General features: G+C 41.1%; 14 protein-coding genes. 13 read left to right on the forward strand and 1 reads right to left on the reverse strand.

What is annotated here, in order from left to right; all coding sequences use genetic code 11:
• Window positions 1-3 precede the first annotated feature (3 nt).
• The 13 genes from NDN60_RS00575 to holA all read left to right on the forward strand — a co-directional run bounded on the left by NDN60_RS00575 (window position 4) and on the right by holA (window position 12,539).
• A complete protein-coding gene (locus NDN60_RS00575; protein ID WP_011374780.1) occupies window positions 4-801 on the forward strand; it encodes an inositol monophosphatase family protein in 798 nt (265 codons plus the stop codon).
• Window positions 802-946: 145 nt separating this feature from the next.
• Window positions 947-2,782 (forward strand): translational GTPase TypA, encoded by a 1,836-nt coding sequence (gene typA, locus NDN60_RS00580; RefSeq protein WP_011374779.1) that lies wholly within the window; start codon window positions 947-949, stop codon window positions 2,780-2,782.
• A gap of 120 nt (window positions 2,783-2,902) precedes the next feature.
• On the forward strand, window positions 2,903-3,199 hold the full coding sequence (locus NDN60_RS00585; protein WP_011374778.1) for a YlaN family protein: 297 nt from the start codon (window positions 2,903-2,905) through the stop codon (window positions 3,197-3,199).
• An 8-nt stretch (window positions 3,200-3,207) separates the two neighbouring features.
• Window positions 3,208-4,395, forward strand: coding sequence for an FtsW/RodA/SpoVE family cell cycle protein (locus NDN60_RS00590; RefSeq protein ID WP_011374777.1), 1,188 nt, complete (start codon window positions 3,208-3,210; stop codon window positions 4,393-4,395).
• A gap of 10 nt (window positions 4,396-4,405) precedes the next feature.
• A complete protein-coding gene (locus NDN60_RS00595) occupies window positions 4,406-5,494 on the forward strand; it encodes a CAP-associated domain-containing protein (protein ID WP_011374776.1) in 1,089 nt (362 codons plus the stop codon).
• A gap of 23 nt (window positions 5,495-5,517) precedes the next feature.
• A complete protein-coding gene (locus NDN60_RS00600) occupies window positions 5,518-5,808 on the forward strand; it encodes a YlbG family protein (protein ID WP_011374775.1) in 291 nt (96 codons plus the stop codon).
• A gap of 4 nt (window positions 5,809-5,812) precedes the next feature.
• The gene (gene rsmD, locus NDN60_RS00605) at window positions 5,813-6,367 is read left to right on the forward strand and encodes a 16S rRNA (guanine(966)-N(2))-methyltransferase RsmD (RefSeq protein WP_011374774.1); all 555 of its coding nucleotides are present in this window, start codon (window positions 5,813-5,815) and stop codon (window positions 6,365-6,367) included.
• Window positions 6,368-6,379: 12 nt separating this feature from the next.
• A complete protein-coding gene (gene coaD, locus NDN60_RS00610; protein WP_011374773.1) occupies window positions 6,380-6,877 on the forward strand; it encodes a pantetheine-phosphate adenylyltransferase in 498 nt (165 codons plus the stop codon).
• A gap of 1 nt (window position 6,878) precedes the next feature.
• A complete protein-coding gene (locus NDN60_RS00615) occupies window positions 6,879-7,925 on the forward strand; it encodes a SepM family pheromone-processing serine protease (RefSeq protein WP_056946687.1) in 1,047 nt (348 codons plus the stop codon).
• A gap of 71 nt (window positions 7,926-7,996) precedes the next feature.
• Entirely contained in the window at window positions 7,997-8,704 is a 708-nt protein-coding gene (locus NDN60_RS00620; protein ID WP_231952379.1) for a helix-hairpin-helix domain-containing protein, read from the forward strand.
• 57 nt (window positions 8,705-8,761) lie between these two features.
• Complete coding sequence (locus NDN60_RS00625) at window positions 8,762-9,250, forward strand: ComE operon protein 2 (protein WP_011374770.1); 489 nt, start codon at window positions 8,762-8,764, stop codon at window positions 9,248-9,250.
• On the forward strand, window positions 9,247-11,514 hold the full coding sequence (locus tag NDN60_RS00630) for a DNA internalization-related competence protein ComEC/Rec2 (protein ID WP_099947352.1): 2,268 nt from the start codon (window positions 9,247-9,249) through the stop codon (window positions 11,512-11,514). Before NDN60_RS00625 ends, NDN60_RS00630 begins: the two co-directional genes overlap by 4 nt.
• Window positions 11,511-12,539 (forward strand): DNA polymerase III subunit delta, encoded by a 1,029-nt coding sequence (gene holA / locus NDN60_RS00635; RefSeq protein WP_011374768.1) that lies wholly within the window; start codon window positions 11,511-11,513, stop codon window positions 12,537-12,539. The genes NDN60_RS00630 and holA overlap by 4 nt, the downstream gene beginning before the upstream one ends.
• Before the next feature lie 68 nt (window positions 12,540-12,607).
• On the opposite strand, the gene rpsT is transcribed toward holA, so the two are convergent.
• Window positions 12,608-12,862, reverse strand: coding sequence for a 30S ribosomal protein S20 (gene rpsT / locus NDN60_RS00640; RefSeq protein ID WP_011374767.1), 255 nt, complete (start codon window positions 12,860-12,862; stop codon window positions 12,608-12,610).
• Window positions 12,863-12,884: the final 22 nt, after the last annotated feature.

A 12,884-nucleotide genomic window follows, 5' to 3' on the forward strand; every position in this document is an offset into this window, starting at 1 on the left:
AAGATGGAACAAGAGGCGCTATATCAATTAAGTCGTTCATTACAAAAGTGGGTACTTGAAGCAGCCGCTGAAACACGCAAAAAGATGACACAACCTTTAGAAATTATGACTAAATCAAGTCGTAATGATTTAGTGACCAACGTCGACTGCGCGAACCAAGCCTTTTTCGCAGAACAAATCAAAGCGGAATATCCAATGGCGCAATTAGTCGGAGAAGAAGGGGCCAATGTCGGTGCTGGCGATTGGCATAACGGTCTAACTTTTTTCGTTGATCCAATTGATGGCACAATGAATTTTGTTAAGCAACAGGAAAATTTTGCGATTATGATTGGGGTCTACGAAGATGGACAAGCCTTATTCGGGATTATTTACGATGTGATGGCTGATCAACTTTTCTGGGGTGGTCCGCAATTAGGAATTTTCCGCAATGAACAAGCCTTAGAACAGGCAGCGGATCAACCGCTATCAGAAGGCTTAATCTGCGTTAATACACGCATGTTGGTGACGAATGAACGACAATTACAACAGGTCTTCGTTCAAAGTTCAGGTGTGCGTATTTATGGCAGTGCCGGCATTACCTTTGCGCAATTGTTAAGAGGGAATGCGCAAGCTTATATTTCAAAGTTAGCACCATGGGATATTGCTGCGGGACGCGTTTTAGCCGAGACACTTGGTTTTCAGATTTTAAATTTCGATGGTCAACCAATTTCAATGGTTGCCAAAGAAGGGATGATTATTGCACCAAAGCAAGCGATGCAAGAAATTATCGCCATTATGGCCCATTCAAAAACGGCCGAATAATTAGATTTTCATGAAAAAGTCTTGCGTATTTTCAAAAAATCGCTAATATAAGAAGCATAGCCCTGTTTATTATGGTAAAATAATAGCTTGTATACATGAGACAAACAACACTAGTTAAGTCACTAGCGAGAGGAAGCTGAAACACTTGAAAAAAAGAGAAGACATTCGCAATATCGCAATTATCGCCCACGTTGATCATGGTAAAACAACCTTAGTTAACGAAATGTTAAAACAATCAGATACATTGGATGGCCATGCAGAAATTTCTGACCGTGCAATGGATACAAATGATATCGAAAAAGAACGTGGGATCACAATTCTTTCAAAGAATACTGCTGTTAAATATAACGGCAAACAAATCAACATCTTGGATACACCAGGACATGCCGATTTCGGTGGTGAAGTTGAACGTATCATGAAGATGGTTGACGGTGTATTATTAGTCGTTGATGCTTTTGAAGGTACAATGCCACAAACACGTTTTGTTTTGAAAAAAGCTTTAGACCAACATTTAACACCAATCGTTGTTATCAACAAAATTGACCGCCCAGGCTCACGTCCTGAAGAAGTGGTTGATGAAGTGCTTGAATTATTCATCGAACTTGGTGCTGACGAAGATCAACTTGAATTCCCAGTTGTGTACGCAAGTGCTATCAACGGGACATCAAGTCTTGAATCAGACTTAGACACACAAGCTCACACAATGGTTCCTATCTTTGACACAATCTTAGATACAATCCCAGCACCAGTTGATAATAGTGACGAACCACTTCAATTCCAAGTGGCTATGTTAGATTATAACGACTATGTTGGTCGTATCGGTATTGGCCGCGTTTCTCGTGGGACAATCAAAATCGGTGATCAAGTTTCTGTTCTTAAACTTGACGGTTCTGCTAAGAACTTCCGGGTTACGAAGATTTTTGGTTTCATCGGTTTAGACCGTGTTGAAATCCAAGAAGCTAAAGCTGGCGATTTAATCGCTGTTTCAGGTATGGAAGATATCTACGTTGGTGAAACTGTCACACCAGTTGACCATCAAGAAGCATTACCAATTTTACGGATTGACGAACCAACTTTACAAATGACATTTGCTGCTAATGATTCACCATTTGTTGGTCGTGAAGGTGATTTCGTTACTGGTCGTAAGATTGAAGAACGTTTACGTCATCAATTACACACTGACGTTTCACTTCGTGTTGAAGATACAGATAAAGCCGGTGCTTGGATTGTTTCAGGTCGTGGTGAATTGCATCTTTCAATCTTGGTTGAAGAAATGCGTCGTGAAGGCTTCGAATTACAATTATCACGTCCAGAAGTTATCTATCGTGATATTGACGGCGTTACTTGCGAACCTTTTGAAATGGTTCAAATCGATACACCTGACCAATATACAGGCTCAGTAATCGATTCAATGGCCCAACGTAAGGGTGAAATGCAAAACATGGAAAGTGATGCTAATAACCAAACACGGATGACTTTCTTAGCACCTTCACGTGGTTTAATCGGTTATTCAACAGAATTCTTAACGATGACTGGTGGATACGGGATTATGAACCACACCTTCGAAAAATACATGCCAGTGATTAAAAACTGGGAACCAGGCCGTCGTAACGGTGCATTAGTTTCAATCAATGCTGGTTCATCAACAACTTATAGTTTACAATCAGTTGAAGATCGTGGCCAATTATTCATCGGCGCTGGCGTTGATGTTTATGAAGGGATGATCGTTGGTCAAAACAGCCGTGATACAGATATCGCCGTAAACGTTACTAAGGGTAAAAACTTAACGAATACTCGTGCTTCTGGTAAAGATCACTCAGCTGCTATCAAGACACCTAAAGAAATGTCACTTGAAGAATCAATTGAATTCTTAAACGATGATGAATACTGTGAAGTAACACCAACTTCTGTTCGTTTACGTAAGAAGATTCTTGACACAGGTATGCGTACTAAAGCTGACAAGAAGCGTAAACGCGGATAATAAGCTTAAAACTATATTAAAAGGTAGCCTAAGACACTTTAGGCTACCTTTTTTTAGTGTCAGATATGGTATAATAACCTGCAGAGTGTGCATTACTATAACAGTTTAAGTGGGCGTTAAATGATGATTAAACAAGAAACAATCGGGTATATGACTTTAAAATCAGACGCAGCTAAAATTGAAGCGTTATTGACGAAGCAATTCGACGCGCTTTGTTTAAGTCAATGTCCCATCATTGAAGAAATTATTGATACACAACTGTTTGGTTTTACAAAAGAAGTTGATTTTGCCAAAAGAGTTCGGTTAATTAGTGACCAAGAAGGATCGCAATTAGTAAATGAACTTGAAACGCGTATTAATCAACTTTATTTAGAGATTTATCAAACGCAAGCTCAGAATGAAGTTCATAGAAATTAGGTGTAAGTGTGTGGCATAAGCTTCGAGATAAAGCGCAGTATTTAGATTATTGGTTATTAATTCCGTACGTTATTTTATGTGCGATTGGGGCCTTGATGGTCTATTCAGCGAGTTCGGATTTAATGTCGATTCATGGTGCTAAGCCGGATGCTTATTTTACTAAGCAATTAATTTATATCGGCCTTGGCTTTGGATTATTACTATTTTCCTTCTTTTTAAAGTTAAATCTATTAAGGAAACCTAAGTTTTTAATTGGTGTGACAGTCGTCATTTTATTGGCGCTCTTTTACCTATTGGTGTTAAGTCGGATTAGACCGGACGCTGCGATTAATGGGGCAACTGCTTGGATTAATCTAGGACCCTTTAGCATTCAACCAGCAGAATTTGCTAAGTTATTAATTGTTTTATACTTGGCTAACATGTTATCCAAACGTGAAAAGAATCTGTCGGAGCATTGGCGTGACAATGTTAAGTTGTTTTCCGCACCCGTGATTTTGGTGGCCGTCATTATCGCCTTTGTATTGGTACAACCTGATACTGGTGGTGCGGCAATTCTAGGGATTATTTTATTGGTATTACTATTTGCCAGTGGCATCTCTTTTTGGTGGGGGATTTCAATCATCAGTGCAACCTTAGCTGTTATTACTGCGGCGATTGCCGGATTGAGTCGCTTGAATTTAACGACCGGGGTCAATTATCGGTTCAACCGAATTCTAGCCTTTTTAGAACCATTCAAACTCGAAAATATGGGTGGGAGTCAACTCGTTAATTCCTATTATGCGATTAATAACGGTGGTTGGTTTGGTATGGGGCTTGGTAATAGTATTCAAAAACGAGGCTATTTGCCTGAACCTTATACCGATTTTATTTTATCGATTACAACTGAAGAACTCGGCGTTATAGGGGCCCTTTTTATTTTAGGGCTACTCTTTTTACTGATTTTTAGAATTTTTACCATCGGAATTAGAGCGCGTCAAACCTATAATGCCTTAATTTGTTATGGGATAGGCACGATTATTTTCGTCCAAAGTTTGTTTAATATTGGTGGTCTGTTAGGCCTGCTACCAATTACCGGGGTGACCTTACCCTTCATTAGTTATGGGGGGTCAAGCATGCTAGTGTTAGCGACAGGCCTGGGCTTAGTCTTGAACGTCAGTGCTCAGGAAAAAAAGGCGCTTAAAATGAAACAATCGTGAGGACTCACAAATGAAAAATTTGGGGCGTTTTTTAATCGCATTGGGGGCATGGTTAGTCTTATTATATGCATGGCCCGTTATGCATCATGCTCAGCCAACAGCTGATTCAACGCAGAGCCGGGTTAAACGGCATACAAAATTGACGCATCCGCAAAACCCGTTATTAAAGACGCAGGGTCCGGCGAAGTTTATTAATCAACCTGCGACGAAATTGGTAGCGCAATATGGGCAACCTGTTAAACAGTCGGTAGAAGATGGCCTGCAGAGCCGATGGTTATTTCAATTAAATAGCCGGCATTATGTTGAAGCAACGATTGACGATCAAACAGGGACAACGCAACAATTAGTGGTGATTGGTCAAGATAACGCGATTAAGCCGTTTGAATTTGGGCAGTCGTTAAAGGCAATTACTCAGATTACGACGATTCCAGCCAATTATGAGCTTAATTTACATGAACAAAAATTTCAAATTGAGTTGAACGAAACGCAACAACGGCAGCGACCACTGATTGCATTTAAGAATAAAACCTATGCGATTTTGGTAATGCAAAAAGGTGGCGTGGCGACGGTGGTTTATTTAAATGCCAATTGCTTGTTGCAATCGAACTTATATCCAGTAACCTCAATGACGCCAGTACCGGTGCCAGAAGTCGCAACAGGTCAATCACAACAAGTTGATGATGAGCGGCAATTGGCATTATTACAGTATTGTCAGACGATACGGCTCAACGCCAAGCTACCTGAGTTACGGAGCGACGTATTACTGGAAGCTGATCAACTATTTCTAAAGACGCTGGAAGAGGCACCTAAGACGTTGTTAACTGATTCTGGAAAACGACGATTGAAGCGTGCTAAACAACAACGACAAACGGCCTTACCACAAAAATTAACTGAAGCAGATTTTACCGCGAAGGCTTTAGCAGATTATCAACTAACTAAACAACAGCTCTTTTATTTTGATCAGCCAGTCAGTGTGCAACAGCTCATTTTTGAACGGCAGACCAATCCAGCATTTTACCGAGCAATTCACGACCAAGCCTACCAGCGGATTCAAATTATCTGTACAGAGGGTCATACCTTGGTTGTGATTGGTGAATAAATTACAAGATAAGGACTGATAAAATGGCATTAGAAATGACGCAACGACAAGGCATTGTTGTTTGGCTGTATTCATTACGGCAAGTCAAACAATTGCGACGTTACGGACTTGTGTATTATACGTCTAAACGAATGAAATACGTTTATTTATACGTTGATGCGGACCAAGCACCGGCGGTTATCGAACGATTAAAGAAACTACACTATGTTAAACGAGTAACGCGTTCGCAACGCCCCATGCTCGATATGGAATTTGGCGCATTAGCCGAATTAGCGAATCAAGAGACCGCTACTAAAGCGGCATTAAAGGAGTAAAGAGATGCGGATTATTGCAGGAGAATTTGGTGGCCGTCGCTTAAAGGCGGTCCCCGGAATGAAGACCAGACCCACAACGGATAAAGTGAAAGAAGCCATGTTCAGTATGCTGGGGCAATTTTTTGATGGTGGTCAAGCGCTTGATTTATACGCTGGTAGCGGTGGCCTCGCGATTGAGGCTGTTTCGCGTGGTATGGACCATGCTTATTTAATTGATCGCCAATACGCGGCAATTCAAACGATTCAAGATAACGTAGCAGTGACAAAGATGCCTGAATGTTTCACAATCTGGAAGATGCCAGCTGAAAAAGCACTGTTAAAACTAGCAGATGCAAAAGAACAGTTTGACTTAATTTTGTTAGACCCACCCTATAAACAACAACAAATGTTAGTCGAATTACAACAATTTGTGAAGATGGATCTCTTAAAACCAGGGGCGATTATTCTTTGTGAAACAGACACGAGTTTAACGTACCCTGAAGAAATCCCACATTATACATTGAAACGCCAACAAAACTATGGGATTACTGAAGTGGCAATTTTCGAATTTATCGGTTAAGGAAGTGGTCGGATGACTGAAAGAATCGCATTATTTCCAGGCAGTTTTGATCCTTTTACCAAAGGACATCTAGATACAGTTGAACGGGCAAGTCGGTTATTTGACCGCGTGATTATTGCAGTCATGACTAACGCAGCGAAGAAGCCATTATTTGATGGTCCCACTAAAGTCGCATTGATTGAAACCGTCATTGCCGATTTGGACAATGTGAGTGTGGTAGCGCAACCTAAAACGTTGACCGCTAATTTTGCGCAAGCAGTTGGGGCCCGCTATCTGATTCGGGGCATTCGGAATGCTAATGATTTCGAATACGAACGGGATATTGCAGCGCTCAATCAAACGCAAGATGCACAATTAGAAACCGTGTTGTTATTAGCAAAACAAGAATTTTCGTTTATTTCATCTAGTATGGTTAAGGAAATCGCTGCTTTTGGTGGTCAAGTTGATCAATTAGTGCCACCAGCAGTCGCAGTTGCACTTCAAGAAAAATTAAAACACGGAAGAGATTAGCATGCCAAAAAATAAGAAACTGACAAAACGATTAATTGTAATTGTGGTTTTAATCATTGTTGCAGTTGTTTGTTTAATGCCCACTGGCTATTATATTGAAGGTGCCGGGACCGCAGAAAATACCAGCCAATATGTTAAGGTCGACGGTAAACATGATCATCAAAAAGGCCATTTTATGCTGACAACTGTTGGTGTCAGAGGTCCAGTAACACCGTTGCAATTATTATTGTCCAAGACGCAACCTTTTACGGAAATTGAAAGTCGTGACGAATTGATGGGCAATGAAGATACCGAAGCTTACGAACAGATTCAAAAGTACTATATGGATAGTTCAATTAACGCTGCCGTTGAAGCCGCCTATAAAAAAGCTGATAAGGCCTACCATACGAAGTATCTGGGCGTTTATGTGATGTCGATGTTAGGCAACTCCACTTTTAAAGATGATTTAGCAGTCGGTGATACGATTACCGCGATTGATCATCATCAATTTAAAAATGCCAATGCTTTTGTAAAGTATGTCCAAGGTTTGAAAGTTGGTCAAAAGGTCACGGTTAGTTACGATCATGGTCAAAAACATCAAACGGCAACGCATCGTTTGATTAAATTACCAAGGACGCATCATCCGGGCCTCGGGATTACGTTAACAGATCATTCTAAAATCGAAACCAATATCCCGGTTAAAATTGATGCCGGTGATATTGGGGGCCCATCTGCAGGCTTGATGTTTACGTTGCAAGTTTATAATCAATTAACGAAGCAAAATCTCCAAAAGGGTCGTACAATTGCGGGGACCGGCACAATGGCTGCTGATGGTACTGTAGGTGCTATTGGTGGGATTGATAAAAAGGTACTGGTCGCTAGTCAAGAAGGCGCAACGGTCTTTTTTGCACCGAATGATCCTGTAACAAAGGCAATTTTAAAGGTTGATCCTGATTATCAAAATAATTATACAATCGCTAAAAATGCCGCTAAAAAAATTCATACTAAGATGAAGATCGTACCGGTCAAAACCTTAGATGATGCGTTAACTTATTTGAAAAACCATTAAAAAAGTTTGCCGAAGATAAAATCGGCAAACTTTTTTGTGCTTTAAGGGTATATAAGAGTAAGGAGGTGACGATGATGTGGCAAGATTATTGGCAGCGATATCGGCGTTTTTGGTGGGTGCCTTGCTTAGTGCTATTGGGGATCATCGCGGGTGGCTTTTATTGGCATCAATCGCAACAAAAACAAAAAGTAACGCAAAATGAGCAACTGCTAGCAACCAGTGCGTCTAAAACAAAACCCGCTACTAAGAAGACACACCAAGCGGCAACCAAGAAAAAAGGCGGTTTTGTCGATATAAAAGGTGCGGTGGTCTACCCGGGAATTTATCCGATCACAGTCTCTGAAACGCGCTTATTTGAGGTGCTCAAAAATGCAGGTGGTCCGACTGATGCGGCTGATACCAAGCGGCTTAATTTAGCTCAAAAGTTAACCGATCAACTGATTATTTATATTCCGAAAAAAGGAGAGGTGGTTACTGATCAAGAACTCATTCAAGCGCCACAACAAATCGCAACGACCAGTGAGCGTACGCAAGAACAGGCATCAACTGGGACAAGTGCGAATGCATCGAGCACGAGTGACACTGCTAAAATCGATTTGAATCAGGCTGATAGTACGCAGCTTCAGACCCTCAATGGCATTGGCCCCAAGAAAGCTGAACAAATAATTGCTTATCGTGATGAACAAGGAAAATTTAAACAGATTGAAGATCTACAAAAAGTCGGCGGGATTGGTCCGAAGACGTTTGAACAATTGCAATCACAAATTTGTGTGAATTAGTTTTATCAAGTGGTATTTTTGCTATACTAGAAAGAAACAATTAAAGGGAGCATGATGATGGCCAATAAGAGAATGCCTTGGAATCAGTATTTTATGTTACAGTCGGTTTTATTATCGATGCGCAGTACCTGTCCACGTCTATTTGTGGGGGCGCTCGTCATTCGTAATCGGCGGATTATTGCCGGGGGTTATAACGGCTCGGTGGCTCACGAAGATCATTGTATTGACGTTGGCTGTTTAATGCGGGATGGTCATTGTCTCAGAACCATTCACGCTGAGATGAATGCTTTAACGCAATGTGCCAAATTTGGCGTTCAAACCGAAGGCGCTGAAATTTATGTAACGCATTTTCCTTGTTTACAATGTACAAAACTAATTATTCAAGCGGGTATCAGTAAGATTCATTACCAAAAAGATTATCATAATGATCCTTACGCGCTAAAATTAATTGAAAAATCAGGGATTGAACTTGATCAAGTTAATTTATCAGTTGATGATGCGCACACACTCGTTAATTTCTTGGAGAACGAACAAGCGACTGAATGAAAAACAACTGGATTTATCCAGTTATTTGTTTAATCAGTTTAAATAGCTTAATGCTTGGGGGGCAATCTTGGTTAACCTGGAGCTTATTATTATTGGCTTTTGTCAAATTAATAAGTCTCAGACAAACTCAGATAACGATTATGACGATCGGCTTATGCCTTGTTTACGGGGGCCGCTTTTGGATAAGCTATCATAGTGTGACGCAACCGCAACAACCGGTAGCACAGTACTTTAAAGTGCAACCCGATGCGATTCAAGTAGCGGGCGATAGTGTCCAATTAACGGCAATCGGCCAACAAGATGGTCAGACTATTAAGGCTTATTATCGCTGCCAAACGTTCGCCGAGAAGCGGCGATGGCAGCAAGTACGACACCCCGTTTTGTTCTATGGGGAAAAAGATTTTAAACGTATACAGGGTGCTACCAATCAAAATGAGTTTGATTATGCCCGTTTTTTAGCGCAACAGAAGCGCTGCTTTTACCAACTGACGTTAGCCAAAAAAACAACTTTTGCGCTGAGACGCCCTAGTAGCGGTTTGGATTGGCTACATTATTGGCGCCAAACGTGTGCACTGTATTTACGTAAGTTACCAACAGCACTACGGTTTCATGCGCAGACGTTACTATTAGGTTTGCGGGAAGCGCAAGTTGACCATTACCAGGTTGTTTTGGGCCACTTAGGGATTATTCATCTCTTAAGTCTATCAGGGTTGCACGTGTTTTATTTAGTGCAAGTCATTCGGTGGTGTGCGACTTATTGCCGCATACCGCGTGAGTGGTTAAACTGTATGTTATTTGGGCTATTGCCGGTATATGCCTTACTGGTTGGTGGTACGACAAGCATTAGTCGCGCGATTGCGCTTATTTTATCCCGGTTACTTTGCAAACAGTTGGGCATTCGGCAATCAAGGTTAGATAGTTGGAGTTTAGTATTACTGGTCAATTTATTCTGGCAGCCTTATTTGCTACATAGTATGGGCGGGATTTTAAGTTATTTGATGGCCTTTGCGCTCATTTATATTGGTGAGGGTAGCACTTTTAAAGTTGCTTACTGGCTAAGTTTATTGAGTTTGCCGGTTTGCTTACGCTTTAATTATCGCTGGCATGTGCTGACGATAATGATGAATGCCTTGGTAACGCCTATCTATCTGCCAATTGTGCTAGGTTTGGTGATTGTAGCGAGTGTGATGTTACCTGTTAGCAATCTAGTGGTTAACGGATGTGAGTGGCTGTTACAGTTGATTTACAAAGGCTTAGGACTAGTTGCTCAAATTCCCCATGCGATGATTACGTTTGGTAAAATACCATTATTACCGTTACTATTGATTGTGACGGTCAGTCTCTTGTTAATCGATGGCCAGGCAATTAGTAATCAATGGCGTAAACGGCTGAAACGCACATTGGTAAGTTTGTATCTGGCTAGTTTTTTGGCGATTCATTTTAATCCGACTGGTCGGGTGGTCATGTTTGATATTGGTCAAGGTGATAGTCTGTTGATTCAGACGCCGTTTAACCGGCATCAGCTTTTAATCGATACTGGTGGTCGCCTAGCGCTACCGCAAGCAGCTTGGCAACGGCGGGCGCAGGTTTCACGAGCGGAAAAAGTAACGGTTAATTATCTCTATAGCCAAGGAGTAGATCACATTGATGCGGTGGCACTTTCTCATCAGGATGCCGATCATATTGGTGATTTGAACCAGATTTTAAAACAAATTCGTGTTGATCGAATCATTTGTGCTGCCGGATTACCGCAAAATCGGCAATTTCAAAGACAAATTCGACCATTTTTAGCAACGGTTCAGATAGAACCCTATTTAGCCGGGGCCGCTTTTAAAGTGGGATCGCAAAAATTTAACGTCTTAGCACCGACTAAGCCGGGAAAAGGCGAAAATAGTGATTCGTTAGTCTTACAGGCACAAATTGGTGGGGCTAGCTGGCTTTTTACAGGAGATCTAGAACAAGAAGGTGAACGGGCAATTATCGAGCGGTATCCACAATTAACCGTCGATTATTTAAAAGTTGGCCATCATGGTAGTAAAACGGCTAGTGACCCCACCGTGATTAAAAAATTGCACTTAAAAGGCGCATTAATCTCAACCGGCAGAGAGAATCGTTATGGTCATCCGCACCAGGAAACTTTGACGACTTTGCAAGCGGCCAAAGTGCCTTATTGGCTAACGGCGCAGCAGGGGATGTTGACCTGGGCGTACGGTCCCGGTCAAAGCGAAAAACTGCAAACAACAATAAAGGATAGTGAAAAATGACAATTGAACAATTACAAAAAGAGCTTCAACAAAATCAATTAGCACCGATTTACCTGGTTTTAGGGCAAGAGTCAGCGTTGATTGAAAAAGCGCGTCAACTCTTTAAACACTACCTACCAGAAGAAGAACAAACAATGAATTTTGCCAGCTATGATTTAGCAACGACCGATGTGGCGAATGCTTTGGATGATGCCGAATCGGCCCCTTTTTTTGGTGAGCGGCGAATTGTCTTTATGCAAAATCCCTATTTTTTAACGGGTGAAAAGGTTAAAAACAAGCTCGATCAGGATTTAGTTCGTTTCCAAGCCTATCTTGAAAAGCCACAACCAACAACAAGTGTGGTACTATTTGCGCCGTACCCTAAGTTAGATGAACGTAAAAAAATCGTGAAGCAATTAAAAAAGGTTGCTTCATTAGTTTCTGTTGAAAAAGTGAATGAGCGCCAAGTTCAACAGTTGGTAACCGCTGAGTTGAAGCAACAGGGGATGCAGATTGAAAGTGAAGCGTTAGCCTTATTGATTAGTAAAACCAATAGTGACTATAGCCAAATCATGGCAGAATTACCGAAATTAATGCTGTACGCACAACAAACTAAGCAAATTACGACAGCAGCGGTCGCTGAATTGGTCAGCAGCAGTATTGAAGATAACGTCTTTTCATTAGTACCGCTTGTTTTGCAGAAAAAAGTGGGCCCCGTTTTGACGATGTATCATGAATTACTACTCCAAAAAGAAGAGCCGCTCAAGATTAACGCGATTCTGATCGGTCAATTCCGCTTACTATTGCAAGTTAAAATTTTATTCGAAAAAGGGTATAGTCAGGGTAATCTAGCCAGTGTTTTAAAAATTCATCCGTACCGAATTAAATTGGCGATGCAACAGATTAAACATTTTTCAAAGCAAACTTTAGCGCAAGCTTACTTAGGTTTAGAAGAAATCGAAGTTAAAATTAAAACCGGACAGGGACAACCTGAATTGTTATTTGAATTGTTCATGCTCCAATTTGCCGCTAAAAAAGTGGCATAAAACACAAAAAAATAGGCCCGACTAAAACGAAAACGTCTTAGTCGGGCCTATTAAAATATTGGTTAGAATTACTTAGCCATCATTTTGTTTAAACGTGACTTGTCACGGCCAGCTTTGTTAGCATGGATTAAGCCTTTTGTTGAGGCCATATCAATAGCGCGTGTAGCAGCTTTCAATAGGTCTGCAGCTTCTTCGTTACCAGCAGCCTGAGCAGCTTTGAACTTTTTGATTGCTGAACGCATTGTGCTTAATTGAGAAGCGTTTCTGTTGTTTGCTTTTTCAATTGTTTTCACACGTTTCATAGCAGATTTAATTTGTGGCATGGTTGTTCACCTCCGATGGGTT

Source organism: Latilactobacillus sp. (genome assembly GCF_033176295.1).
In the GTDB taxonomy this organism is placed as follows: Bacteria; Bacillota; Bacilli; order Lactobacillales; family Lactobacillaceae; genus Latilactobacillus; species Latilactobacillus sakei.

Coding starts and splice junctions, on each gene's coding strand:
- NDN60_RS00575 (WP_011374780.1), top strand. CDS start 4: ATGGAACAAGAGGCGCTATATCAATTAAGTCGTTCATTACAAAAGTGG.
- NDN60_RS00585 (WP_011374778.1), top strand. CDS start 2,903: ATGATGATTAAACAAGAAACAATCGGGTATATGACTTTAAAATCAGAC.
- NDN60_RS00595 (WP_011374776.1), top strand. CDS start 4,406: ATGAAAAATTTGGGGCGTTTTTTAATCGCATTGGGGGCATGGTTAGTC.
- NDN60_RS00600 (WP_011374775.1), top strand. CDS start 5,518: ATGGCATTAGAAATGACGCAACGACAAGGCATTGTTGTTTGGCTGTAT.
- rsmD (WP_011374774.1), top strand. CDS start 5,813: ATGCGGATTATTGCAGGAGAATTTGGTGGCCGTCGCTTAAAGGCGGTC.
- coaD (WP_011374773.1), top strand. CDS start 6,380: ATGACTGAAAGAATCGCATTATTTCCAGGCAGTTTTGATCCTTTTACC.
- NDN60_RS00615 (WP_056946687.1), top strand. CDS start 6,879: ATGCCAAAAAATAAGAAACTGACAAAACGATTAATTGTAATTGTGGTT.
- NDN60_RS00620 (WP_231952379.1), top strand. CDS start 7,997: ATGATGTGGCAAGATTATTGGCAGCGATATCGGCGTTTTTGGTGGGTG.
- NDN60_RS00625 (WP_011374770.1), top strand. CDS start 8,762: ATGGCCAATAAGAGAATGCCTTGGAATCAGTATTTTATGTTACAGTCG.
- NDN60_RS00630 (WP_099947352.1), top strand. CDS start 9,247: ATGAAAAACAACTGGATTTATCCAGTTATTTGTTTAATCAGTTTAAAT.
- holA (WP_011374768.1), top strand. CDS start 11,511: ATGACAATTGAACAATTACAAAAAGAGCTTCAACAAAATCAATTAGCA.
- rpsT (WP_011374767.1), bottom strand. CDS start 12,862: ATGCCACAAATTAAATCTGCTATGAAACGTGTGAAAACAATTGAAAAA.